Below are 25,827 nucleotides of genomic sequence, written 5' to 3'. Positions count from 1 at the left end.
GAATTCAGGCAGAACTGATAGCAAGGAGAACTGCAGCGTGGGCCTTCATTGGACAATTCGTGTTGCGCTTTTGATGTTTGCAACCTGCAGTCTGGCACAGGTTCCCGGCAAAACTCCTTTCGTTGAATCTCCAGAACGTCTACGAGCATGGGCCAAGGAAGCTCAGTCTCGTGATAAAAAGAATAGCCATATTCTGCAGCACGAACTCAACATCGAGCTGGACGAGGCTGGTCGTTTTCATCGGCGCATTCATCGCATCATTGAAATTCGCGACGATCGCGATGTGCAGCGCTGGAGCAGTCTGAATATCCCCTGGCGCAAAGCCTATGAAACAAGACCTGAAATCGCAGCCCGCGTCATCCGACCTGACGGCGAAGTCCGCATGTTGGATCCGGCAACGGTGGTTGAGGCACCCGCCGGTGAAGTGGACAGTGGGGTTTATTCCGATGCCATTGTCCTGAAAGTCCTGCCGCCTGCATTGGCTCCAGGCAGTATTCTGGAACTTTCTGTGCAGGAACATGAGAGCAAGGCGCGCTTTCAATCCGGACGTTACGATCAATCTCCTCTGCGTTCCATGCTCCCGATGGAACGCCTGCAGGTCACTCTCAGTTGGCATCCTTCACAGAAGCTGCGTTATCGTTGGCCTGATGGCATACGCCTGAAAAAAACCGAAAGTAAAAATGCCGCCGGCTGGCCGCTCGTCACACTTACAGGCGAGCAGATCGAGGCCGAACCTCCGCAGGAAGCTCTGTCGGCTTTTGAAGATAGCGGGAGCAGCTACCTGGAGCTTTCCAGTGCGGAAAGTTGGGGACAGGCCGCCAGCGAATATCAAAAGATCGTCGATGAACAGGCCAGGCAGAGGAGTAAAATTCCTGCGGTGCTGAAGAAGCTGAAAAAAGGCCAAAAATCAGAAGATATCATCGCTGCCGTGACGTACTATGTGCAAAAGGAAATTCGTTATACGAGCCTGGCTTTTGGTGAAGCTTCGATTGTTCCGCGCAGTCCTGATGAAACCATCGAACGTGGTTATGGTGATTGCAAAGATAAAGCCACGCTCGCTCAGGCCCTATTGAAGGAAGCCGGGATTACCTCCCGTCTCGCCCTGCTCCACGCGGCGCCGCATCCCCAGCAAAGCGATGACATGCCAGGACTCGATCGATTCAATCATGTGATCCTGGCAGTCCAGCAAGGCAAGGATTGGACCTGGATCGACCTGACCGCGGAATTTTTTAAACCAGGTCTTTTGCCACCGGCCGTTGCTGGTCAGAAAGCGTTGCTGGTGGGACCCGAGGGCAGCGAGCTGCGCACCATTCCCGTCGGTCGCCTGGAAGATAATGCTCTGACCATTCAAAAAAGTTTCAAGCTCTCGCGTTTGGGACCGTCCCGCATGGTGCGCACGGAAACAGCCAAGGGTATCTTTGATACGTTCTATCGCCGTTCTCTGGCTACGGAAACCGCGGCTGAATTGATGAAGGAAATTGAACTCACCGTGGATCCGGCGGCCGAACTGGAAAGCGCCACCGCTTCAGATTACAAGGATCTGAATCAACCCATCCGTTTGGAAGGACGCTTTCAAAACATGGGCTCAGTGGACGTCTGGCCAGCCGGGGTCCAGGTCTTTGCCTTTCCGCATCAGCTTTTTTCCGGCATGCCAGCAGCTCTGGACCCTTTGAATGAAAGGGACGTGCGCGGAAAAATAGTCGAGCTCAGAAAACAGCTGGAAAGTCGTCAGCAGCCTTTGACGTTATCCTTCCCCTTTCAACGCGATTACATTTTTCAATACAATATGCCGCCGAATCTTGAGGTCAGTAGCAAGCCGGACGCAACCCGTTTCGATTTGGGCCCGGCATCGTTTGCCTTGAAAACCAAAGAATGCGGGACGTCCTGCCTGGAGCTTCATTATACCTTCAGCACCGGACCGGCTCAGGTGTGGAGTGCGCAGGACGCCCAGGATTATGCGAACGGCCTCGCACGAGTTCTGGATGATAAACTCTATACGCTTTCGATCAAACCCCGGGCCTTTGTCCTGCTCGAACAGGGTGAACTTCGTCAGGCGGTGCAGTTTGCCCAGAAAGCAGCTCGAAGTAAGGACAATCAGCCTGCTGACCAGCTGACACTGGCCCAGCTGATGAATCGCATTGGATTGATCGAGGAAGCCCAGCAGATGGCCCGTGATGCGGTGAAAGCACAGCCCCAGGAAAAGCGCATTCTGCTGCATGCTGCCGAACTTTTCATCCGTGGCGAAAATCAAAAGGATTGCAGCCCCGGCTCGAACTGCCCGGAGGCCCGCAAGCTTTATGAGCAGGCTTTGAAATTGGATCCCTCGGATCGCGTGGCCCTCAGAACGCTGCCCCTGCTTTTGGTCTATAACGATAAAGGCATACGCTATGGACGTGGAGCCGATCTGCAAAAAGCGGATGCCGCGTTTGCCAAGGCCATGAAGAGTTCCTTGATCGAGGATCAGGAATTCTTTAACACCTATCTCCAGCATCTGACCTTCACCGGTCAATGGATCGCTTTGGATCAGGTCCTGCGGCGCCCCCCCGAGTCCATGCCACCGGCTGTGGTGAGTGCCTGGCGGGTCATTACCCTGATTGGCAACCAGCATCCCGAAGAGGCCAAAACTGAGCTCGATCAGTTATTGGAACGCAATGATGGTCAGGCCAGCATGCAAGGTCTGATCAAGGAAATGATGCAGGATCGTCGTTACAAGGAAGCGGCCCAGCTTTTCACGCTGCTGAAAGATCGGCTGCCCGACACCAAAGGTGCGGCCGAGGCTCTGGGCGCGATGGAAGCGTGTCCGGAAGAAAGCAAGCCGGATCCGGATCTGAAAATGTCCGTGCGTTATTACATCTGCACCATGCTGTCCCCCGATAGTACATTGGCTGAAGGCAAGGATTTCGTGCCAGGCTTTGCCCGACAGTATGTGGATTATCAGAAATACTTCGAAGAGGTGGAATGGAAGAGGCGTCTTGATTCGTCGCGCGCCGATCCATCATTGCCCCCATACTTCCTCATTGATTCCGCCAGCACCGCCTATGATGTGGTGCAGGGATCCAAATTACACGAAGGGCAGGTTCTGGTTTTGAAAAACACCAAGGTGTTTGCAGCCTCGCCTTTTTCAGCGGAACAGCCGGAATCCGGGTTTGAACCCAAACTCCTGGCCGTGCAGGAAAAAAGCGGCTGGCGTTTCATTGCCCTCGACGCGCCCAGCGTTTTAAGTGTGCTGTGGTTCCGGGCTCATGAAGCAGGTAACAACAAGGCGGCCCAGGATTATGCGCAGCTGCTTGGTGATCTTCTGGACCGATCCATGAATGCCAAAACCGATGAATCCAAAATGAGCGCGGAGGCTCGGCATTATCGCAATGTCGTGCGCAATTTCCGGCAGCTGCTCCAAGGCAGCCCTGCGGAACAGGAGGTTGTCGCCGCCATCTACGCGCCTGATATTTTAAATGACAAGGCTGTGCGCATTTTGGATCGTGAGTTGGCCAAGGGCACTTATAAACCGGAACAGTCGGACATCCTCGATGTTCTGGCTACAGGACGTCTGGTCAGCATGAAGAAATCGCAGGAGGCTTTAAAAAGGCTCACGGCGCGCAGCGAGAAAGGCCCCTTCACATTTGCCATGGTGCAAAACCTTTTGGACCTGGCACGCCGCGGCGAGGTTCGCGCTGCGGACGTTAAACCGCTGCTCAACAAGCTGGAACAATCTGAAGTCGAGGAGCGCCTGAGCCTTTTAGCAGAAATCAAAAATCTGCTCGGTGATGAACAAGGCGCCGAAAAGGTATTTCAACAGTGGCTCAAGAACCCGGCCCCGAACGGACTGACACAAAATAATTTCGCCTGGTTTTATTTCACCAGCGGTCGCACCAATCAGGAGGCGCTCCGGTTGGCCCAATCTGCAACCGAAACCGCCAAGGAATCGGTGGCTAATCTGAATACCCTGGCTTCCATTCAGGCCGAATTAGGCATGACCAGCGAAGCCATTGCCACGCAATTGCAGTATCGAAATCTTTTGGGTGATCGTGATCTCGGCGCTGCCGATGATCTGGTGACCGCTATCAACGCCGAAAAACTTGGTTTGCAGGACGCCGCGCTCAAACGTTTGAAACAAATCAAAATTGAGCCGGAGACTTCCGATCTGAAGCCGCTCCTGCACGCAAAAATTCAGCAGCTTGAGAAAGGCCCAAAAGCTCGCTGAATCACATTCAGGGCCATTCATCGGAATGTCTATGAAAGCTGATTCGAATCCTACTCTGGTCGAACTGAGCGCCTTGCGCTTGGATGATAGCTTCGTCCGCACTCTGCCGGCTGATCCGCTTGAAGATAAAGGGACCAGACCGGTTTATCATGCCTGCTTTTCTTTTGTGAAACCCACTCCTGTGAACAACCCAAAACTGATAGCCTGGTCGGATGCGATGGGACAGACTCTAGGTCTCGCTCGTCCCGCGCGCGATCAGGATCCTACGGTCGAGGTCCTGGCTGGCAATCGCATTCTCCCTGGCATGCGGCCCTATGCGGCTCGCTACGGTGGACACCAGTTCGGGCATTGGGCTGGACAACTGGGTGATGGACGTGCCATCACGCTCGCGGAAACGATCAATGCTCAGAATCAACGCTGGGAACTGCAGCTCAAGGGCGCCGGACCCACACCCTATTCGCGGCGAGCCGACGGTCGCGCCGTGCTGCGTTCATCGATTCGTGAATTCCTCTGCAGCGAGGCCATGCATCACCTCGGCGTTCCTACAACGCGTGCTCTCAGCCTGATCAAGGCTGATGATCAGGTGGTTCGCGATATGTTCTATGATGGTCATCCTGAAATGGAAACCTGCGCGATTGTCACCCGGGTTGCCCCTACGTTTGTCCGCTTCGGCAACTTTCAAATCCTGACGGCTTATGAAGAACAGGCTGAACTGCGGCAGCTGGCTGATTATGTGATTCAGCAGCACTATCCGGAATTCGATCTCAAAGCACCCGATGTCTACGTAAGTTGGTTCAAGGAAATAGCCCGACGGACCGCGCTCATGATCGCGCATTGGCAGCGGGTTGGTTTCGTGCACGGTGTCATGAACACCGACAACATGTCGATCCTCGGTCTCACGATTGATTATGGACCTTACGGTTGGCTGGATGTGTTTGATCCGGACTGGACACCTAACACGACCGATGCTCAAAGACGTCGCTACCGTTTCGGCAACCAACCGGCCGTGGCGCTTTGGAATATCGCTCAACTGGGTCAGGCTCTGATTCCTCTCTTCCCGGATCCCAATGTGGTTGAAGAAACCATGAATGACTATCAAACCTGGTTTTCCGAATACTACAGTCACATGATGGCCGACAAACTGGGGCTCCCGGGGCTCAAGGATCAGGATGACCTTAATCTCGTCCGCGATCTGGAGGATATGCTCCGCCTCACACCCACTGACATGACAATTTTCTTCCGGGCCCTGGCCGATCTTCCCTTGGCTGAGGGGGATGAAGCGAAGCGGCTGCAAGCTGTCCACGAAGCTTACTATGCTCAAACCAGGCGACCTGAACATGACGAGGCGATCGCTGCCTGGTTGAATCGCTATGCTGCGCGATGTCGGGCCGATAATATCGACCTGGAAACTCGACGCCGCTCTATGAATCTGGCCAATCCCAAATACGTTCTGCGAAATTATCTGAGTCAACAGGCGATCGATGCCGCTGACCAGGGCGACTTTAGCCTGATCGAGCGCCTGCTGCAGGTGATGCAGAGGCCTTATGATGAGCATCCGCAACACAAGGATTTGGCCAGCAGAAGGCCCGACTGGGCCGAGAACAAAGCCGGTTGCTCCGCACTTTCCTGCAGTTCGTAAAGTCCTGTCTCGACAAATGTTACGAACTGAATATAAATGGCAAGAGATGACCTGTGATGCCCAACACATGGATAGGGAGGATACATGAATTCGAGCGCACCATCCTATGTAACGAATAGAGTCGCTGATTTTGCGGTCGGTCGCGTGGCTGGCCTGGCCGGAAGAAAATTTGCTGATGTGGCCTTGGACAAAGCTTTGCCTGTTATCAAGACCATGAACACAAAAAAACTGGTCACCCTGGCCGTCATTGGTGGAATTGGATTCCTGGTTTTTCGGGCTCTGAATCGAGACAACCCCGAGGCTGAGACATTCAACCCCAGTTAGTCTTTTCGAGCCCTATCCTGGGCTCACTTCTTCCGACCGCTCCACTCACCACCAATGGGGCTTCCGAGATGATCGCGTCCCCAGAAACCTGAGAAACTGCGTTGATCGCCACTCAAAGGAAATTCAAACCAGCCCTTGTTGCCATTGGCCTCCCAGCGTCCTGAGACATGCCCTGGAAAATAAACCACATCAAAGAACCGTCCCTGCAGGCCGCTCGCCTGATAGCCTCCGACTCCACCGTTCAGCTGCAGGCTGACATCAACTTTTTTCCCATTCACCCAATAACCGGAATTCCAGTGCGTGTTTTTCAGATCATGAGGCGCATGAGCGTTCACAGTCTTCTCAATGTCATCGCAGAAAACCGTGTTTCGGATATCCTGCACATCGAATCGGTTATCATCAAAAGCTGGATTATCAGGCCGCAAGCCTCCGACACTGTGTTCACCCGCGGCGCTGCGAGCCCGGGAATTGCTGAGGAAGAGTTTGCGCGTCGCAAGGCATGAATTCTTGATCGCCGGGCCATACTGCGAATCATCATGATAGTTGGCGTCCGCTTGGTCTAGGGCATCCTGGAGTTTTTCCAGGCTCTTGGAAAATTCCAGAATGAGAACCCGAGCCTTGGCATCGTTTTCCAGGTTGCCATCACCCGTCAGCTCCAGCATTTCACTGCAGCGCGCAAAGAGGTTACCGACCTGGGCCTGCATCGCCTGCAGCGTATCCTGGGACGGCTTGGGCAAGGTATTGGCCTGCAAGGCTGCATGCGAAGTGGACAGCATAAAAATTCCAGCAGCGATCATCGAAGACAAGCGAGCGTTCATTAGGGACAATCCTTCTTAAGGGTGAGTTTTAATTCTTTCGTGAGTTGCGGATGGTGCCGGGTGATATCGTCGAGAATCGAGGACCAGCCAACGGCTTGATTCAAACCGATCTGATTGCTGCCTTCAAAAATTCCTTCTTTCTTCCAGTAATCTGCATCGTTCTTACTTGTACTCTGCACATGCAGGGCTACGGGCAGGCCTGACAGCTGATCCCAAACCAGTCCCCCCGAGCTGCCGGATAGCGAATCGCAATCGTGCAGAATGCGGGTGGGATCTTCCGCAGACGCTTGACCCCGGCACGGTTCGGCGACGGTCAGCGGCGCACCGTTGGGATATCCCAGAAGGCTCAGCTGCTGCCAGTTCTGGCTGTAGTGCCGAATATCGATCCATCCATTTTCGGGTAGATCCTTAAATTCCCAGATCGCAAAATCCAAATCAGCACTTGCATAGACCGGAGCCGATTCCGTGGGATACTGCAGAGCCGCATTGGATTCCGGCACGGCTTCCCCATCAAAAATCAGCCGAATCATCTTGCCAAAGGCTTTAAATCGTAACTGATCGAGAGAATCCTGATCGGCAAAGTAATTTTTATTGAAAACATAACGTTGACTCTTGCAATGACCAGCTGTCAGCACATATTTGGGGCTGATCTGAATGCCGGTGCAAAGCGCATAAAGTTCGGCGAACTCAGGGAACTCAGGGTCAATCACCGGTTCACTGAGTGCGCCGAGGGACTGATACAACGCCGGTCCGGTCCGGCTCTGTTCCATGGACACCAGGCGCAGATCGGAGGTTTCGATCATGGACTGGGTTCGTGACGTTTCTGAGGGCGTCGGCTGACAGCCCAGAATCAAGACGGAAAGACTCAGCGTTGTGATCGGTTTCATAGAGGTGCCTTCAAAATTTCCTGCAAGCGCTGATTCAATTCCTGGAGCCTTTGCTCCGAGCATTGGATGCGTTCACGCTTGCTGTCGTCCAATGTCATGGTCTTAAAACCACGATACTTGCCCAATGCTGCCGTTAAACGGCCTTGTGCCTGAGCCAAAATCAAGGGTAAATCAGCGGTGTTGTCGAGCTGGGAGAAGGCATCCTGGAGGTTGGCCTTGCTCTCACCCACGCGCTTCAGAATCTGTTCTGCCACTTCCGCCGCAGAACCATCCAGATTCTTGACGAGGGCCTGCAATTCAACCATTTCCTGTTTCACATCCTGATGAATACTCAGGGCGCCCTGCAGGACTTTGGTCAGTTCCGCATGCTCGGCAGGTACCGTGCAAGCGTCTGCTGCTAAAATTCGGGGTGTCATCATCAGAGACGACGTCATCAAAACCAGACCGATCAGAGTCTTTTTCATCACGCACTCCTTGGACATGGAAGAGTCACGGGCCACAAGGGCCAGTGACTCCGCCTCAGGATAGACCGCTTAGTGTGGGCATTTCGCCAGATCGCGGGTATCAGTGATGTCGGTTTTTTGCTCTTCAACAAAGTCGGCTTTGGGGAAGGTGGACTTGATATCGCGAGCGCGACGGGCTGCGTTGCCGAGTTGAGCGCGGGCGGCGGCCACGCGGTTACAGGCTTCTGCGAAACCGTTCAGGTAACCATCGGTGTCGCCGTTATCCAGAGCTTCATCGGAGTCGTCAAGGGCGGTCTGACCTTGTTCGAAACGCTTGCTGGAGGTCAGGAGGTAACGCAGCAGGTCAGCGTCAGCTTCATTCAAAGACACGCTGCCGCCCATCTGGGTGATGACCGAGTCCACATTGGCCTTCACGCGTTCGATACCAGCGCGCAGAGTTTGCGATTCGGGGGAAGCCGCTTGAGCCGAACCAGCGAGAGTCGAGAGAGCCAGAACCATACCGAAAAACTTTTTCATAACGTACTCCTAAAATTTTAAAAAATATTTTTGTCAGGGTTGATCGTGGACAATTACTTGCACTTCAGAACTTTACGAGTGTCTTTCACATCGTGATCGATGTCATCAAACAGGGGATCGCTGCCGAGGATGTTGCCTTCATCTGGCAAACCAGCGCCCAGTCTGGCGTTACCGTTGTCTGACTTGACCTTATTCAGGTCAGTGCAGATCAATTTTTGCTTCTTGGTAGCTTCGGTAAATTTCTTGTGAGCCACCAGTTTGTCAAGTGCATCGAGGTCATCCACGATGCCTTCAATGTTTGCCGACATGCGGAGCAGGATATCCCGAGCCAAACGATCGTTTTCCAGGTTGCCGCCTTCCGCTTGAGAAATCAGGCTTTCAATGGAACCTTGGATGGCACTCACAGTCGATACAGCTTCTGCGATATCATCGGTTGTGGGAAGTCCGGCAGGGGCTGTCGACGTTGATGCCCAAGCACTTGAACTAGCAGTCAGCAGAAGAGAGAGGATGAGTTTCGATGTCATGGTTTGTTTCCTTTTTCAAGTTTGTAATCAATCGGTTCGTTTGAGATGACGTCAGAGGTGAAATCATATTGCGTGCAAAAGCATTTTTTTTTGCAGAATGTGATTTTAAATGTGATGAGACGTTGGAGAATAATCGATTGAAGTGAGGCAGAGACGGAGTCAGGAGGGAATCATGACCCTCCTGCTTTTAAAGATTAGCGAACCTGACGCTGCCGATGCATGAGAGCCCTGATTTCCGATTTCTTCGCAAAGAAGCCAACACCTCCTGCAATGAGAATATTAACCAAGGCACTGATGAGAAACCCACGAGGACCATAAATCAGATAGGAAGCAATGATGCTCCCCAGTGCCATTCCAAACACCATATGGCCGAACCAGTGTGCGAACGACAAGGGAAGCCAGTGCGTTTTAAACTGCTCATTGGGGTGCCTTGAGCCGAGCTCCAAAATGTAGAAATACATGAGAACAAAGCCCTGCACGAACCCCATGAAGCCACCGAGACCCGCTGAAATAATCACAGAATCAAACTTAAGAACGTTGAGGGCCTTATAATATAACCATGAAAGCGCGAGGCCCGTTCCCAGATACAAAAACATGCCCATGACAAAGTATCGCCTTGGCTGCTGCGTGATATCGGATCCCAAAAGCCGAATCATGTCGCCATGCTCAAATCCGTCCCAGATCATTGCATACATCACTGAGGCCATCACCAGGGTGGCAATGAGCGCTCCCAAAACCGTGACCAGTACCTCCATAAAACCTCCTCGATTGATGTGCGCTAATGACGACATAACCAGCAACGTCTATGCCAACGCATGGCAGCACAAGGTGTCTCGCCGTAAAATTCAGATTTGAACCAACTCAACCACCCCCCTCGGGCGACGCCGGCAATTCCTGCCCTCCCAGCTTTCACCCGGGTCCCCTAAACTATAAGAAGGCCTCACTACACCTTGGGAGTTGGGCGTGATCGAAATTCAGGATCTTCGCAAGGATTTTGCTCACGATGAAATCATCAAGGAGCTGAATCTCGCCATTCATCCGGGCGAGACACTGGGTATTTGGGGTCGTCCAAAAACGGGCCTCACGACTTTGATGCACATGATTGCCGGAATACTGACGCCAACCACGGGACGCGTTCTGATCGATGATCGCAATGCGGTAAGCGATCGCCCTTATGTGACCAAGGTCCTGTCCTATGTCCCCGAGCGCCTGGCCTTGCCCACGGCCATGCGCGTGCGCGATATTCTGCACTTTGCCGCAAGCCTTCGCGGTATGCCGAACCCTCGTTATGTGGCGCAAACGTTCAATGAAAAATTTCAGTTGGAAGATTGCTGGGATTTACGCTTTGGCCATTTGCCGCCCAGTCTGCAAAGACTGATCTGTGTGGCCCAAGCCTTGATTCATGATCCTAAGATTTTGCTGCTCGATCAACCCTTGCAGCCTCGGGATAGCTGGCAAAAGGAACGTCTTCTGCAGTGGCTGAAGAATCCTGCGCCCTTTGCGATCCGTATCTTAAGCAGTCATGTCCTCGAGGATCTGACGCCCCTTTGCCAGCGCATTTTGGTTCTGCATGAGGGCTCGATCATACGTAGCTATGAACCCGATCAATTGAAAACGCCAAGGCAGCTGCAAGCCGCGCTGCAATTTTCTGCCGAAAGCGGGAGTCCATGAAAACTCTCTTCACCCTCATCCTTCGGGAATGCCAGAGCATCTTTCGCATCCGCTTCGTCCCTCTCTGGGCTGCGATGTGGCTGTTCTGCTTTGCCCTATGGACCTTCTTCGGCGCTCGTTTTTTTGAAACAGGAGAAGCCAGCTTACGGGAAGCCCTTCAGATTTTGCCCTGGCTTTTGACCGCAATGATGCCTCTTCTGGCGAGTCAGCTCTGGCATCCGGAAGCGCGCCCTGGTTATGAACAATGGCTGCAGTCGTCCGGCCTCGGCGGTCTGAAGCGTGTGACCGCTCAGTGTGTGGCAGGCAGTCTCGTCAGTCTGGTTCTGATTGTCGGCACCGTACCGATGGCACTTACTATTATGCTCATGGGTCCTTTGGATCTTGGCATGTGGCTTTCATCCCTCCTGGGGCTCTGGTGCTTCAGCGTCTGGCAACTTGCTTTAAGCGGCCTTTTCATGCGTCTCTTCAAACGCATCGGGACCGCACTGCTGGCCAGCATGATCGTACTTTCCATTCTGCAGGCGCTGGGTCTGCCTGATCTGGTGGATCAGATCACGCGCATGTTCCCCCTGGTCCCTGGTCATGTTTTGAATGCCATCAGCCCGCTTTCCCATCTGGATACGATGAAACGGGGCGTGGTGGATAATCGCAATCTGAGCTTTTTCATTGGCGGCGCGCTCTGGCTTTTGGCAGCCCAGATCCTTTTGCAAAGAAAACAGCGGACGCTGTCGCTTCGCGGGCAGTACGTCCCACCCCGGGCGTTCTGGGTTTTGATGGATATCTGGTTGATAGCCGGGCTTCTTTTTGTGGCACTGGCTCAAAAACAATTTTTGCGTTTTGATCTGAGTACGGAAAAACTCTATTCCCTGTCGGACGGCAGCCGATCGCTCCTCAAGGCATTGAATGCCCCCGTCTCCATTAAACTCTATTTTTCGCGCTCGCATCCCATGATGGAACCGCTGCAGCGTATCCATGGGCATCGCATCCAGGAATTGCTGGAAGGTTACGTCGCCTTTGCACCCGATAAAATCTCGGTGGAAGTGCTCGATCCGCGCCCTGATACATCCCTCGAAGCGGAAGCACGCTGGGAGGGCCTCAAAGGGTTGCGTACCAATAAGGGCGACATTTACCTGGGCGCTGTATTCACGCAAGGTCAGAAAACTTTGCGCGTTCCGTTCTTCGATCCGCGCAAGGAAACCCAAATCGAATATGAGCTCTCGGAAGTCTTTGTTAAATTGAATCAAAGCGTCAAACCCGTCCTCGGAGTCATCACCTCACTCCCCATGGTCAGTGAACGTGACGACGACGGACCGCGTCTACGTCCGGACTGGGCTGTTGTGGAGGCCCTGCGTGGCTTCTATCAGGTCACGCGTTTGGCTGTCGATGTACAGGAAATCCCTGAAAATATTTCATCCCTTATTGTCATTCATCCCAAGTCCATTTCGGAACTGACCGAATATGCGATCGATCAATTCGTCATGCGCGGTGGACACCTCGTCGTGGCCGTGGATCCTTTCTGTGAAACCGAGCTTTCCTACAATAATCCCGGTGGCGCCAATCCTTTGAAAATGAGCAGCACCTTGCCCAAGCTTTTCCCAGCCTGGGGGGTCGAGTTTGATCCGACGCGCATGGTGGGTGACGCGGCCCGCTCTGGACGTCAGATGACCCTGCAAAAAGTGGCCAACAATCCTTTCCATGTGAATCTGATTGGCAAGGATCTCAATCGTCAGCATCAAATCACCAGGACCATTCAACAGGTTCTGTTCCCAGAACCAGGCTGGCTGGAAATCAAGGATCAACCCGATCGTCAATGGGAAGCGCTGGTGCAAAGTTCGGATAAAAGCGGTTTGCTTTCCACCGAGACAGCAGCCTACATGTCGCCGCAGCAGCTGACGCAACAGTTGAAACCCGACGGCACCATCCGTACGGTCGCCGGCATCCTCTCAGGCCAATGGACGACGGCGTTCCCGGACAAACCCAGCGGCAGTCCCATTGCGCAGCACCGCGAAAAAACCGAGCAGCCGAACAGTATCGTGCTGTTTGCCGATACCGATTTCCTGGCCGATCCGCATGCTGTGGAAAAACTGCAGGTGATGAGTCAAATGCTGATCCGCCCGCGCAACGATAACCTCAGTCTTCTGACTCACGCGGTGGAATTTCTGGGTGGTAATCGGGACCTGATCAGCATTCGCAGTGGCGGCAGCGTGCATCGGCCGCTGACCAAACTGGAAAGTTTCGAGGAACAAACACGCCAACCATGGTTGGATAGCGAAGATAAGCTTTCCGCACGGATTGCCGAGATCGAACGACAGATCGGGGATCTCCAGGTGCAGGAAGAAAACACGGCCAGCATTTTATCCAAGGAACAGGAGCGTCAACTCCGTCGCCTGCGTGAAACCGAAGCGGGGCTCTGGACCGAACGACGTTTGGTTCGGGAAAAGGCCCGCTTTCAGCCCGATAACATCCGCCGCCTGATCGTGACGCTGCACCTTGGGCTTCTACCTCTCTTGATTGTCGCTTTGGGATTTCAACGCAAGCTCAGCGAAGTTCGTGAGAGTCGCCGCGCCTTGCGTCGTTTGCGGGAACCGACCTGACGTCTGGACTCAATTCATATAGGACTGAATATTCGGGGCGATGTCTATCGGATGCACACCCAGCTCGGCGACGGCTCGCGACCAGATTTCCTGCCAGGGCGTATTGAACAGCAGGTTAAAATCCAAAGGCTTCTGATACCAGTGGCCTGATTTCAATTCCAGATCCAGTTGCTTGGGACCCCACCCGCAATAGCCGATGACGAAGCGATAAGGCAGAAGGGGCTCGCCTTTTTTCTGACCTTGCGCCGCCACATTTTCAATGTGCTGCACGAGGCCGTCCACAGCTTCTTCGGATGATGAAACCCGCAAATCGCCGGATGAGGCGGTGGCCGCTATATCCCCACCTTGATTGTGAATGACCAGCCCTTGATTGCTGCCGATCGGCCCACCCATCCAAACAGGAACGTGATTGGGGATCTGATAGCGGTTTTGAAAGACCATATCGCGCAGCGACATGGGCATGGGTCGGTTGACCACAAAACCCAGAGCCCCATCTGGATTGTGCTGAATCAGAAGCACCACTGATTTTACAAAATGAGGATCCATAAGCCCGGGTAACGCGATCAAGAGCGAGGGCAGGTTCAACTGCTCAGCCATCAGGGGGCGCTCCTAAAAAATGGGAACTTAAAGGACAAGGCTAAACCGTTTGGGCTTAAAAATAAAGGCGGAAGGTGAGCATGCGGCCGCGTTCGCGGCTGTCGAGGCGTAACCCCTGATTTTCCTGACTCCAGATATGGTCGTACACCCCATAGATGAAGCGTACGTTATAGATTTCCAAAAACGCACCGTACTCCACGTTCGAAGCCTTGGCTTTCTCGTCTTCGCTGACCTGAGGCTTAAACGCCAGGTATTGGCCTTCCGCCCCCAGAATACGCAGGAAATAAAGGGCCATCTCGCCACCATAATAGGTCCCGCTGATGCTTGCGAATGGCGAGTCGACGAACCCTGAGCTGCGATTGAATTTGCCTATTTTACCGACCAGGAATGAATCCTGCTCGTTGGCACCAAAGAGGCGAAGGTTGACACCGCCCAACTGGATTTTGTCGGTCGCCGTGGTGATCGAGGGCATGGTCGTGGGTGTGAGCGTCTGCTGCTCGGCCATGAAGCGATTGACAAAGCTGGCTTCGATGCCCAAATCGATATCCAACGTGCGCAATCCGGTTGTGGACGAAACCAGGTTGGTGAACCAGAATTGGAGGCGTCCATGTTCTTTTGAATGATCGCTTTCACTGGAAGCCCAGGTGCTATCGTTAAAATCCGTGGCGTCACCGTATTGCAAAACAATTGATCCGTGACTTTGACCGTACTGCAGATTGAGCTCGGGCGCGAATTTATCTTTGCGCGGGTCGGAGAACATCGCGAGCCAAACGTCCATCATTTTCATGCGCTCTTTGATGCGCAGCCATTCCGTCAAGGTCCAGCGGGTGGATTTGCGTTCCTCCTGCACATCTTCAATATAAGTCACAACGCGTTTACCCTGAGCCTGGAGTGAAGCAGCCCAACACGGCATCAGCAAAATTGCCAAGAGGTATGTTTTAAGAAAATACACGTCCACTCCTCCAAGGCGTACTTATCCGCCCCTGCAGTGTGATCGGCACTGTTTGGCAAACCTTCAAAAATTTCTGTTTTTATGGTGTTATTACAGGAAATTAAAATAACGAAAACCGTCCGGAACGCTGGCCTGTAGGCTCACTAGGGCCAGGACCCACAGAAAGCGCGTGGTCCTTGGTAAATTCATCTTGCCTCTTGCGTTCAGGCTGGGCATAAAAGTCTCTCCTTGTCCCTCATAATTGTAAGAGTCCGCGCTACGCCTTATCTTTGTTGCAGCACAGGAGGTCGGTTTTGGTAGTTACTTTGATTTACGGGTCTGCGGCCCTAGCCATGTTAACCGCCGCATTTTACGCCCGGCGCGTTGTGTCAGTTCCTATCGAAGGCGACAATCCGCAGCAGGTTGCCAAATTCAATGAAATCTCGGGCGCCATCGCTGAAGGTGCCATGGCCTTCCTATCGCGCGAGTACCGCTACGTTGCGGGCTTTGTCGCCTTCTTCGCGGTGCTGATGTATCTGCTCCTGGATAATGACGCCACGATCGATCACCATGAAGGCATGTTCAGCGCCTTGGCCTTTCTGCTGGGCGCCGTGACCTCCAGCCTTTCGGCTTTCCTTGGCATGAAGATCGCGACCATGGGTAACGTCCGCACGACCATCCGCGCGCGCAAAGGTTTGTCCGAAGCCTTCAAGGTCGCCTTTGAATCGGGCTCTGTCATGGGCTTTGGCCTTGTCGGTCTCGCGATCGTCGGTCTGATGTCGATCGTTCTTGTGTTCGGTCAGTACATCAAAGAGCAGGAACTCCTGATGGAGATGGTGGCCGGCTTTGGTCTCGGCGGATCCGCCGTCGCTCTCTTCGGCCGCGTCGGTGGCGGGATCTATACAAAAGCTGCTGATGTCGGCGCTGACCTTGTTGGTAAAGTTGAGCAGGGCATTCCAGAAGATGACCCACGTAACCCAGCCGTAATTGCTGACAACGTCGGTGATAACGTCGGTGACATTGCCGGCATGGGTGCTGACCTTTTTGGTTCCTGCGCCGAGGCCACCTGTGCCGCCCTGCTGATTGGTGCCACGTCGGCTGCCATCGTCGGCTCAGACAGTTCCCTCTACTATCCGATTATCATTTCTGCCGTGGGTGTACCGGTCTGTTTCTTCACAGCTCTCTTTGCTCGCCTGAAAGCTGATGCCACATCCGCTGAACCGGTTTTGAAAAAGCAGCTTTGGATCTCCACCGTTCTGATGTCGATCGTGATGATTTTCGTCACGAAAGCGGCCATGGTGGAAACCTTTGAGATTCACGGTCAAATCATCACCAATAACGGCGTGTTGATCTCGCTTCTATCAGGTCTTTGGGCAGGGCTTTTGATCGGTGTCGTCACGGAATATTACACGTCGCATGCTTACAAACCTGTACGGGAAGTGGCCGATGCCTCACAATCCGGTCCCGGCACAAACATCATCTACGGTCTGGCTTTGGGCTACAAGTCATCGGTGATTCCGGTCATTGCGATTGCTGTCACCGTTTATGTCTCGTGGACTTTGGCCGGCATGTACGGGATTGCCATTGCGGCTTTGGGGATGATTTCGACCATTGCCACGGGCTTGACCATCGATGCTTACGGCCCTGTTTCCGATAACGCCGGCGGTATTGCGGAAATGTCTGAACTTGGTCCTGAGGTCCGTCGTCGGACTGACCTTTTGGATGCAGCCGGTAATACCACAGCGGCCATCGGGAAAGGCTTTGCGATTGGTTCGGCAGTTCTGACCGCACTGGCGCTCTTCTCAGCGTTCCTGGTTCGTTCCAACATGCATAGCCTGGACCTGCTGTCGCCACTGGTTTTTTCTGGTCTCTTGATCGGTGGGGTTCTACCCTTCCTCTTTACGGCTCAAACCATGAAGGGCGTGGGTATTGCGGCCTATGCGATGATCGACGAAGTGCGTCGGCAGTTCCGTGAAAAGCCAGGTATCCTGACTGGCCATGATCGTCCGGATTATAAAACCTGCGTGTCCATTTCCACCGAAGCCGCGATCAAGCAGATGATTGCACCAGGTATCCTCGTTCTGGCCACGCCTCTGGTTGTCGGTTACATTTTCGGCACGCAGGCCCTGGCGGGTGTGCTGGCTGGTTCGCTCGTGTCCGGTTTGGTGATGGCGCTCTCCGCTTCCAACTCAGGCGGCGCCTGGGATAATGCGAAGAAATATATCGAGACGGGTAAACTCGGCGGTAAAGGGTCGGACGCGCACAAAGCGGCCGTCGTAGGCGATACCGTCGGTGACCCCTTCAAGGATACGTCGGGTCCATCGATCAACATTCTGATGAAACTGATGGCGATCCTCAGCCTCGTGTTTGCACCATTCTTTGTGCAACATGGTGGGGTCATCCTCAAGTTTCTTGATATGAAATGAGATCCTGACGACCTCACGATGCAGGCCCCCTTCCCCTTGGGGATGGGGGCTTTCTCAGAAGAGCCTCATGCATTGGCAAAACATCCCACCCACAACCCTTCTGCAGGACTACGGCACCTGGATTACGCCACGTCTGGTCCTCAATAATCGAGTCATTGGCCTGCTTGGACTGGCTGAGATTCCCTATCAACCGATGGCTGACGCCAGCGCCTGGGTCCTTCGCCATCCGGATGGTCGGATTTTGCAAATTATGGTGCACGCGCCCAGGGAAATTGCGTTGGTCAATCATCCCGATCTGCCGCTCGATGCGTCTCAGGTGGTGGCCATTCATCGACACTTTCCGGGTTCCTGGGTCCTGACCTGTCATGACGGGCAGTGTGAGAGTTGGGAAAAGGCCGCGCAGACTTTGAGCATCAAGGATGTTCCTCTGCTCTGCACCTGGCTCTACCAGGTGGCCCCGCATCAGTTGCGGCAGAAACCTTTGCCACCGGACTTGCGTTTTGAACGCCTGCCACACTTTAGCCGACCCATCTGTCGTTTCATTCAGGGTTTCATGCACGACGCCCTGCATCAAAAGATCGATGAAGATGAAGCCAGAAGCCGATTCACACGTCAGGAATTTTTTGGTCTCTTTCAGGGGGACACACTCCTTTCCATTGCGGCTGTGACCCGCCGTCTCGCTCATGCTCGCTGTCTCTCCTACGTCTATACGCCGAGCCGGCTGCGCGGACATGATTATGCAGGGCTTACCGTGGAATATCTCTGTCGTCACCTCTTTCAGGATCCCACCATGCAGTTGGTCTTTCTGTATGCGGACCAGACCAATCCTCATTCCAATCGCCTCTATCAAAAGCTTGGCTTTGAAATGATCTGCATTTCCAAAACCTTTTGAAGTCTGCTCCCTGATTTTACCCAACGCTTGTTGTATTTTTTCCCAAGCCGGCACGAGGCAAAAGGCCACAAATGCCCTTGATATCGGCATTGCTCAAGGTTATATCAGGCTCGCGTCTTGTAAATTTACTACAAGCAGAGGAGTCCACCATGCGCCGTAATATCGCAACCACAACACGAAACCTTCTTTGGCCTGCTCTCATTCTTGTCCCCGGATCTTTGCAGGCGTCTCCCCTGTGGATCTGCGACGGTGGCCAATCGGAAATCCATTGGCTGCCGGAAACGGAAACCGTGCAGGTGCGACTCCGCGATTCGGAATCACTCTCCCGGATACGCGCGTCCCTTGACCAGGAAGCCTGCGCAGAGAATTACTACTCACCGACCCATGATCTGATTTGCCTGAAAAAAGAGCTCGCTGGGAATGCGCACTGGCAGGACGAGAGTCTGATCATCGATGACCTGAAACGCTGGAATTTTGGAACACAGCTTCAATTTCTGGCTGGACAGTATCGCCCCTCCCTCGAACCCACTGCCGATGGTTGGGTGGTTCATCTGCGCAACGCAGCCATGGCCAATAGCAAGACCCTGATTCAGTGGGATAACGGCCCCATCACCCTCAGGAGCTGCAAGGTGGAAACGCCTTATCCTAAAGCCAGAGTCCGCATCCAGGTCCTGGGTGATCAGTACGTGCAGGGAACAAGGGTGAGCTCGCCCCTGCCGAATGTCACAGTCTATGCCGGAGATTGGCACGCCGGCCATAAGCTCGGTGAAACTGATAACGAAGGCATGGTGAGCCTTGATCTCGAAGTCGGGTCCACCGCTGTGAGTGTCATGAAGCTCACGTCGAGTCATTCAGCACTTTGGAGTGAACCCCAATTCCTTGACGTGACCCCGAGGCTAGATACCGTCACCCGTCTGCACCTGGCGCCCATCACGGTGCGCCTCAGCACCCCGATCCAGGTTCCCTATGGGAAGGCTGTTTATATCACCGGTGAAGGCGACTACCTGGGTCACTGGCAGGTCGCCACACGACTGACGGCTTGGGCCGACGGTCGCTGGGAGCTCCTCAAAAATCTGCCGGTGGGCGCGTCCTATAAATTGCTGGTGGCCGACTGGACCGATCAATCCACGCTGGGCCTCAACGGGCAGGAGGCCGCCTGGGAAATGGGCCCGAATCATCAGATTCCACCCCTCAGCAATTATTATGAAGTCGTGATTGAAGCCAATCCCCGGTTTCCATAAGTCCGAACCACTAGGACATGCTCCGATTTTATGATACCATCCCCGAGCTGGTATGATTGATTAGGAGCGTGTATGTCCCGTCGCCTCATTTCACTATGTGCATGGCTCGCTTTGTTTTTTGCCCCACTTTCCCTGGCGCAGGAAACCAAACAGGACCTGAAAGCCAAAATCAAAACATCGCAGGGTGATATTGAAATCAAACTTTTTGCCGACAAGGTTCCGCAAACGGTTTCGAATTTTTACAATCTCGCCAAACAGGGCTTCTATAAGGACATCATCTTTCATCGGGTGATCCCGGGATTCATGGTCCAGACCGGCGACCCCAAGGGTGATGGCACGGGCGGCCCCGGCTATACCTTTGCCGATGAATTCCACAAGGATCTGAAGCACGATAAACCTGGTATTTTGTCCATGGCCAACGCTGGTCCGGATACCAACGGCAGTCAGTTCTTTATCACCGTGGCCCCGACGCCTCATCTGGATAACAAGCACTCTGTTTTTGGTGAAGTGACTGCGGGCATGGATGTGGTGAATGCCATCGTTAACGCCAAGGCCAATGGCTCGAAGCCGGAAAAGGACATCAAGATCCTGAGCGTCGATATCATCGGCGATTTCAAACCGGTGGAAGTCAAAAAGATTAAGCAGATGACCAGCGACGATCTGAAAAAATTGACCAGTGACTACGCGACCAAACTGCTCAAAAAAGTAGCTGAAGTTCAGGACTATGGAACATTCCAGACCCTCAACCTGGTGGATTCCCGATCCCGTTCCGGTCAGGCTCAGGTTTACTACAAGGCTGATTTCAGCAAGAAAAAGAACCTGCAAATCGTCCTGATTGGCGAGGTCAAAAACAATAAATTTATCATGCAGCAGTTCCAGTTCGCCGAGGTCGCCCCTCAATAGTAACCCATTGTAATTAAAAATGTTTTCTCACATTTTTAAAGTTTTCCCAGGCGGACTCCGATCCTCCCCCTATGCAAGAGGAGTCCGCTATGCGAGTTGGAACCGTTATCAGCCTACCCAATGATTACAGCCGCTTTGCTCGCGTTCAGGACGCGGACGGCACCAGTTACACCGCAGATCCCAGCGTACTGCCCAAAGGTGCAAAAGAAGGCAGTGAAGTGGCCTATAAGGTCGAGATCTGGTCCAACGACAGCGGCCTCGTTTACGATGCACAGGACAAATAAAAAATAAAATCGATCGTGACCTAGAGGTATGAGCCTGATCCTTAACTTCGACTCCATTTGCGTCGAAAGTCTCAAGGAACACAAGGTCTGACAACCTGAACAAGGGGATCGATCCGTGGCTGCGAATCGGGAAAAAACGACCAAAGTTGCAATTACGGCCCGCACCAAGGATGAAGGTGACATGCTGAGTCACGTCGCCCGAGCCTGTGGCTTTGATCAGATCCAGACGTTCAGCAGCCCGCGTGTCACTGCGGAAGTGGCCAAACGCAATCAATTTCAACTCTTCATTACGCATCATGATTTTCCCGATATGACCGGTCTGACCATGATTCAAACCCTGCGTTCCACTGGGAATTATGGAATCGAACCGCACCTCTTCCTGGTGGATCACTTGACCCCGGAAATCATGCTCGTCCTGAATGAAAACAATATCACGCATGTTCTGGCCAAACCCTATTCCGCCGATCGCACCCATCAAAAGCTGATGCATCTGTGGAAAGAGGAAACTCACATGACGCCAGCGGAAGCCGAATTCCGCGAGGCTCATGCCGCCATGAACTCCGGCCTTATGGAAATGGCTCAGGAATTGGCTGTGAAGAATCTTCGGGCCCATGGTCCTTCAGAAAAACTGCTGCTCCTGCTCGGTGATGTGGAAACCAAACTCAATCATGCGTCGGAAGCCCGACGCTATTACGATGCCGCCCAGAAGGTAAACCCCAAATCCTCATCCGCCGCACAAAAACTGGCCCAGACGTATATGCTGGAAAAGGATTTTGCCAAAGCGTCGGAACTGATGAACGAGCTGACCAAGCTCAATCCTTTGAACATTGAGCTCCTGGCCAATGCCGGTCTCTCCAACTTTGAAGTTGGGAATCTGGATGAAGCCAAGGATGCGATGAATCGCCTTCAGGGTCTCGACAAAGAGCGCAAGGATGCCAGCGAAGTTCTGGCCAAAGTCGCGATTCAGGAAGGTGATTATGATACGGCCATGAAGCAGCTTTCCGGCACGCATGATCACAAGGAATTGGTGCAGCTGCTTAACAATGAAGGCGTGCGCCTATCCCACAACCAGGATATTGATGCGGCGATTGCGATGTACGTGAAGTGCATTGGATTGATCGGCGCCCACCCCTACGTGTACGCCCTGCATTATAACCTGGCCCTGGCGTATCATAAGCAGAATGACAACGCCAACGCCATCCTATCGCTTCGCAAAGCCCTGGAATTGAAACCGGGCTTTGAAAAAGCCGCCAGTGTCCTGAGCAAACTGGAACCCAAATCCGCCTGATCATCCCAGGATCAGGCTCCGCAAGAGGCGCCAGATCTGACGGAAACCTACGAACGCATGCAGCATCCAGAAAAATAACGCCAGCATGGAAAATGCCAGAACCAAAGCCAACTGAGGCCACCAACGCTGGCGCGGGCGCAGCTGATTCATGATATGGCTCAAGGCCGTGGTCTGATGCTCGGGAATCTGCAGAAATCCATAACGCGGCAGGGTGGCTAAGTCCTGGTAATCCAGGCCCCGATCCTCGTGAATGAGGCCTTCCAGAATTTCCAGTTCCGCATGAACATCAACTTCTTCGCGATACACGATAAAGGCACAAGCCGGCAGGGAAAACCCATAGCGATAACGCAGCAATAAAAGCTGCGCGGCATGGTGCCCTAATTCCAGGAGCTTGATTTCCCATCGATAGGCCTTGGCCACCGACTTGGGATCCTTGTGATGATAACGGAACCAGGCCTCAAAAAAATCACGCGGAATGGGCCGCATGGCCTCTTCATTGAATTCATAGGCCAATTGAAAAAGGCGGGCGCGAATTTCCGGTTCTTCGATCTGGGACTGCAGCTCGTCCTTCATCTGCCGACACACTTCCTTGGCCATGACCCCCGAGCGACTGCGGTCACCGGTCAGGCGGAAGATAAAATCCACCAGATCCTCATGCTGCTCATCCACAAAACGGGCGCTCGGATCGATGATCAAGGGCGAATCACTCATGCGGCTCGACTCGGCTGTTCTTGCACTTTCACTTTCACTTCAGTCCCCACCCGCCAAAGGAGAAAGAGGATCACCATATAAGGCGGCAAGACCCAAACAATAGCCCGGTTCACATCCTGATGGATCAGCCCTAGCAGGCGCAACACAGGCATCGAGAGTGTCACGATCATATGCACAAGCACGTAGCGCCGCAAAAACAAGGTCCCCTTCACCGGCAGGCGCCAGCCGCGTCCTTGCACCAGAAGAGCGAACGCCCAAACGATCAAAATCACATCGATCGGCCAGAATAAAAGCATATTGGCATTATGATGCAAATCCAGGTGATCCGAGACCAGCCATGTTACCGGCATCAAAAAGCCGACCAAAGCGCCAAAACCCAAAAGCGGCAGACTGATCAAGGCAAAGACCCGATAAATAATCGGCAGGAAGCGAATCAACTTATTGCGCAGGAAAAACAGGATCCCGATCATTGAAAGAGGTACACCGAAGAAGAGCAGGACCAGGATGAAACTTAAACCCGGATACGATTCCGGCCTTGGAAAATCCACCAGCACTTTACTGTCAGTCAGGAGGGGCATGCCACCGTTTTGCGTCTGCTGATAGACTTCGCGCATGTAAAGGGGATGAAACATGCGTTCCCACAGTGTCATCAGCCGATCGAGATTGCTGTTCATCGCAATATCCAAAAACAAATCCATGCCGGGTGTATAGCTGTATCCCTCGTACACCATATCGCGGAATGTTTGTGGCGCGTGATTGAAATGGGTTGCAGGTTTTATGATGCCGCCCAAAGCCGTATCCATATGATCACGGATGCGGGTTGAACAGTTGTCGAAAAAATACTGATAAGCAAACGAGCTGTTTTCGGGTTGGCTATTGAAAATCAACTGCTCAAACAGCTTGTGCTTCTGTTCCCGGGTCAACTGAATCCTGTCTTCCCAGACCTTGCGTCCTTCCGCCTCGTAGCCTGCGAGAGCCGCCCGATAAGGATATATACCGAGGTGATAATTCAAAATCCCCCGATAAAATTGCAAACCAAAGTTGATCGGGTCCTTGAATGAAAACATGCCCCAATTGAAGACCAGGTCCCGGCCGGAGACCTTGTCATGGATCCGCAGCGCCGTATGCCCGAAATTGGTATAAATCATGTTCCCGATATCAACGGTATGCAGATAAACATCAACCTGATCCAGATCGGACGGCATCTGATTGAAGGCATAACCTGCCGCTTGTCCCCGTACAGCACTCAGAAGTCCCAACCACAGCAGCAGTATCCGTCCCAGTCTATTCATTCCTGCTCTCCAGCGGCCGCTCGTTGTCTCTGCCGCTCCTCATTTTGCTTCTTCAGTTCCAGTCGGGCCATGCGCCGCGCCTTGGCTTCCTCGTAACGGCGCTTCTGATCCTCTGTTTCCGGCAGAATGGGTGGCATCAGAGTGGGGCGGCCGTTGCTGTCCAGCGCCACCATTGTCACATAAGCCGTGGCGGTATGAAAGGACTCTCCTGTCCGCGGGTTTTCGGCGGTGACTTTCACTCCGACTTCGCAGCTGGTTTTCCATACATAATTAATCGAGGATTTCAGGCTCACGATCCAACCGAGTTTAATGGGAGCCAGAAAACTCAAAGCATCGACGGAAGCGGTGACCACCTGCCGATGGCAATGACGTTCGGCACAAATTGCGGCTGCGATATCCACCCACGACATCACCACCCCACCAAAAACGGTGCCGATGGCGTTGGCATGCTGGGGCAGGATCATTTCGGTCATGATCGCTTCGCTTTCACGCGGCGCGCGACCGGTTTCCGTTTTCAATTTGTTTCCCATGAATCTTTGTCCTTCATCTCCCGCGGCGGTGTCCCCAGCAGGGGATTGCCGACCAGAACCACCTGGTTCTTGCCATGCCGCTTACTCTCGTACATACATTCATCAGCCAGGGCCAGCAATCGATCTTTTTCCTGGGCGTGCTCGGGAAAGGCAGCCACTCCAATCGATGCCGTCACATGCGCCGTGGCGCCGTTGCCTACGGAAAAGCCGGTATACTGGATGCGTTCACGGATACGCTGGGCGGTTTTCAGGCCGTTGCGGGCATCCGATTCAATCAGCAGAATGACAAATTCGTCGCCACCGTAGCGGAAGACCAGGTCTACGTCGCGCAGTGTGCTTTTGAGGATTTGAGCGACTTCACGCAACACCTGACTTCCCGCCAGATGTCCATGCTTGTCATTGATGGGTTTAAAATCATCGAGATCGATAAAGAGCAGGCAGAAGGCCGAATCATAACGCTGGGCCCGTTTGATCTCACGTTCGATGGCCTGTTCCAAATAACGATGATTGTAGAGGCCGGTAAGGTCATCCATGTGCAGGAGCGTCTGCGTTTCCGAAAACCGGGTCAGCCAACGGCAAGTGGTCTGCAGCTGTTTGATCATGAAATCCAAAGCCAGATCGGAGCTGTAGTTCCGTTGCTGATTCTCTTCACCCTCCGCACTCGGTTCGGTCCAAATCAGAACATACCATTCATTCACGGGATCACCCAGCAGCGCAAAGCAAAGGCTCAATCCCCCTGTATCGAGATGATTGATGCCCGATCCATAATCGGCTTCCTGTACGGCCATGTGCTTGAATTGTTCCACGATCGCGTCGAGCTGCTTTTGGGGCCAAATATGAGCGTTCTTCAAGCGGAGTGGGACCAGCTCGGCCCACAAATCGTCTCCATTTCCATGCAGTTTCAGCAAACTCAAATCGGGAATACCGAAATTATTCTGCAGCAGCTTCATGGTTCGCTTCACCATGCTTTCCAGGTGCGTTTCACGCCAGAGGGCCTCGCAACCAGCCACCATCTGGGTGAATACTTCTTCCGAACTGCCGGGACTGACCGTAAAGCGTCGGATCGATTTGGGTTTGATCGCCACTCGTGATCT

24 protein-coding genes are annotated in these 25,827 nt (G+C 53.3%); 11 read left to right on the top strand and 13 right to left on the bottom strand.

From position 1 onward, the window contains the following. The first annotated feature begins 37 nt into the window (after positions 1-37). The 3 genes from VE954_RS20420 (at position 38) to VE954_RS20410 (ending at position 6,164) form a co-directional block, all read left to right on the top strand. Positions 38-4,201, top strand: a complete 4,164-nt coding sequence (locus VE954_RS20420) for a DUF3857 domain-containing protein (RefSeq protein ID WP_324956181.1) — start codon at positions 38-40, stop codon at positions 4,199-4,201. Positions 4,202-4,232: 31 nt separating this feature from the next. Beyond that, positions 4,233-5,840, top strand: a complete 1,608-nt coding sequence (locus tag VE954_RS20415) for a protein adenylyltransferase SelO (RefSeq protein WP_324956179.1) — start codon at positions 4,233-4,235, stop codon at positions 5,838-5,840. An 84-nt stretch (positions 5,841-5,924) separates the two neighbouring features. Further along, entirely contained in the window at positions 5,925-6,164 is a 240-nt protein-coding gene (locus VE954_RS20410; protein WP_324956177.1) for a hypothetical protein, read from the top strand. 23 nt (positions 6,165-6,187) lie between these two features. Here the strand turns inward: VE954_RS20410 and VE954_RS20405 are convergent, their stop codons facing one another. The 6 genes from VE954_RS20405 to VE954_RS20380 all read right to left on the bottom strand — a co-directional run bounded on the left by VE954_RS20405 (position 6,188) and on the right by VE954_RS20380 (position 10,128). Next, positions 6,188-6,982 (bottom strand): hypothetical protein, encoded by a 795-nt coding sequence (locus VE954_RS20405; RefSeq protein ID WP_324956175.1) that lies wholly within the window; start codon positions 6,980-6,982, stop codon positions 6,188-6,190. Further along, positions 6,982-7,869 carry a serine protease gene (locus tag VE954_RS20400; protein ID WP_324956173.1) on the bottom strand — a complete coding sequence of 296 codons (888 nt, stop codon included), beginning with the start codon at positions 7,867-7,869 and terminating at the stop codon, positions 6,982-6,984. The genes VE954_RS20405 and VE954_RS20400 overlap by 1 nt, the downstream gene beginning before the upstream one ends. After that, a complete protein-coding gene (locus VE954_RS20395; protein WP_324956171.1) occupies positions 7,866-8,333 on the bottom strand; it encodes a hypothetical protein in 468 nt (155 codons plus the stop codon). The genes VE954_RS20400 and VE954_RS20395 overlap by 4 nt, the downstream gene beginning before the upstream one ends. Positions 8,334-8,402: 69 nt before the next feature. Beyond that, complete coding sequence (locus VE954_RS20390) at positions 8,403-8,849, bottom strand: hypothetical protein (protein ID WP_324956169.1); 447 nt, start codon at positions 8,847-8,849, stop codon at positions 8,403-8,405. A gap of 53 nt (positions 8,850-8,902) precedes the next feature. Beyond that, positions 8,903-9,373, bottom strand: a complete 471-nt coding sequence (locus tag VE954_RS20385) for a hypothetical protein (protein WP_324956167.1) — start codon at positions 9,371-9,373, stop codon at positions 8,903-8,905. Between the two features lie 194 nt (positions 9,374-9,567). Further along, positions 9,568-10,128, bottom strand: a complete 561-nt coding sequence (locus VE954_RS20380; protein WP_324956165.1) for a hypothetical protein — start codon at positions 10,126-10,128, stop codon at positions 9,568-9,570. A gap of 208 nt (positions 10,129-10,336) precedes the next feature. Here VE954_RS20380 and VE954_RS20375 point away from each other — a divergent pair, with 208 nt between their 5' ends. Together VE954_RS20375 and VE954_RS20370 are read left to right on the top strand one after the other, a co-directional pair. Beyond that, positions 10,337-11,044 carry an ABC transporter ATP-binding protein gene (locus VE954_RS20375; RefSeq protein WP_324956164.1) on the top strand — a complete coding sequence of 236 codons (708 nt, stop codon included), beginning with the start codon at positions 10,337-10,339 and terminating at the stop codon, positions 11,042-11,044. Then, positions 11,041-13,638 (top strand): Gldg family protein, encoded by a 2,598-nt coding sequence (locus VE954_RS20370; protein ID WP_324956162.1) that lies wholly within the window; start codon positions 11,041-11,043, stop codon positions 13,636-13,638. Before VE954_RS20375 ends, VE954_RS20370 begins: the two co-directional genes overlap by 4 nt. 9 nt (positions 13,639-13,647) lie before the next feature. Here the strand turns inward: VE954_RS20370 and VE954_RS20365 are convergent, their stop codons facing one another. From VE954_RS20365 to VE954_RS20355, 3 genes are all read right to left on the bottom strand, one after another. Next, positions 13,648-14,235 carry a YqgE/AlgH family protein gene (locus tag VE954_RS20365; RefSeq protein ID WP_324956160.1) on the bottom strand — a complete coding sequence of 196 codons (588 nt, stop codon included), beginning with the start codon at positions 14,233-14,235 and terminating at the stop codon, positions 13,648-13,650. A gap of 55 nt (positions 14,236-14,290) precedes the next feature. Then, positions 14,291-15,187, bottom strand: coding sequence for a hypothetical protein (locus tag VE954_RS20360; protein WP_324956158.1), 897 nt, complete (start codon positions 15,185-15,187; stop codon positions 14,291-14,293). Positions 15,188-15,277: 90 nt separating this feature from the next. Beyond that, a complete protein-coding gene (locus VE954_RS20355) occupies positions 15,278-15,403 on the bottom strand; it encodes a hypothetical protein (protein ID WP_324956156.1) in 126 nt (41 codons plus the stop codon). A gap of 77 nt (positions 15,404-15,480) precedes the next feature. Here VE954_RS20355 and VE954_RS20350 point away from each other — a divergent pair, with 77 nt between their 5' ends. The 6 genes from VE954_RS20350 to VE954_RS20325 all read left to right on the top strand — a co-directional run bounded on the left by VE954_RS20350 (position 15,481) and on the right by VE954_RS20325 (position 22,200). Continuing rightward, on the top strand, positions 15,481-17,592 hold the full coding sequence (locus tag VE954_RS20350) for a V-type H(+)-translocating pyrophosphatase (protein WP_324956154.1): 2,112 nt from the start codon (positions 15,481-15,483) through the stop codon (positions 17,590-17,592). A gap of 67 nt (positions 17,593-17,659) precedes the next feature. Beyond that, positions 17,660-18,484 (top strand): GNAT family N-acetyltransferase, encoded by an 825-nt coding sequence (locus tag VE954_RS20345; RefSeq protein WP_324956152.1) that lies wholly within the window; start codon positions 17,660-17,662, stop codon positions 18,482-18,484. Positions 18,485-18,633: 149 nt separating this feature from the next. Next, positions 18,634-19,725, top strand: coding sequence for a carbohydrate-binding module family 20 domain-containing protein (locus VE954_RS20340; protein WP_324956150.1), 1,092 nt, complete (start codon positions 18,634-18,636; stop codon positions 19,723-19,725). Positions 19,726-19,797: 72 nt separating this feature from the next. Continuing rightward, positions 19,798-20,628 (top strand): peptidylprolyl isomerase, encoded by an 831-nt coding sequence (locus tag VE954_RS44350; RefSeq protein ID WP_324956148.1) that lies wholly within the window; start codon positions 19,798-19,800, stop codon positions 20,626-20,628. Positions 20,629-20,717: 89 nt separating this feature from the next. After that, a complete protein-coding gene (locus VE954_RS20330) occupies positions 20,718-20,912 on the top strand; it encodes a hypothetical protein (protein ID WP_324956146.1) in 195 nt (64 codons plus the stop codon). 115 nt (positions 20,913-21,027) lie between these two features. Further along, on the top strand, positions 21,028-22,200 hold the full coding sequence (locus VE954_RS20325) for a tetratricopeptide repeat protein (RefSeq protein WP_324956144.1): 1,173 nt from the start codon (positions 21,028-21,030) through the stop codon (positions 22,198-22,200). Here the strand turns inward: VE954_RS20325 and VE954_RS20320 are convergent, their stop codons facing one another. The 4 genes from VE954_RS20320 to VE954_RS20305 are packed head-to-tail and all read right to left on the bottom strand — an operon-like array spanning position 22,201 to position 25,818. Next, positions 22,201-22,911: a hypothetical protein gene (locus tag VE954_RS20320; protein WP_324956142.1), complete on the bottom strand. Its 711-nt coding sequence runs from the start codon at positions 22,909-22,911 to the stop codon at positions 22,201-22,203. It abuts the gene before it with no gap. After that, the gene (locus VE954_RS20315; protein WP_324956140.1) at positions 22,908-24,203 is read right to left on the bottom strand and encodes a DUF4105 domain-containing protein; all 1,296 of its coding nucleotides are present in this window, start codon (positions 24,201-24,203) and stop codon (positions 22,908-22,910) included. Before VE954_RS20315 ends, VE954_RS20320 begins: the two co-directional genes overlap by 4 nt. Further along, positions 24,200-24,733: an acyl-CoA thioesterase gene (locus tag VE954_RS20310; protein ID WP_324956138.1), complete on the bottom strand. Its 534-nt coding sequence runs from the start codon at positions 24,731-24,733 to the stop codon at positions 24,200-24,202. The genes VE954_RS20315 and VE954_RS20310 overlap by 4 nt, the downstream gene beginning before the upstream one ends. Continuing rightward, on the bottom strand, positions 24,718-25,818 hold the full coding sequence (locus VE954_RS20305) for a GGDEF domain-containing protein (protein ID WP_324956135.1): 1,101 nt from the start codon (positions 25,816-25,818) through the stop codon (positions 24,718-24,720). Before VE954_RS20305 ends, VE954_RS20310 begins: the two co-directional genes overlap by 16 nt. Positions 25,819-25,827 lie beyond the last annotated feature (9 nt).

It is taken from the genome of Oligoflexus sp., assembly GCF_035638955.1.
Lineage (GTDB): Bacteria > Bdellovibrionota_B > Oligoflexia > Oligoflexales > Oligoflexaceae > Oligoflexus.
Note: the sequence above shows the minus strand (reverse complement) of the source record. Positions and strands in the feature narration are given on the sequence as shown.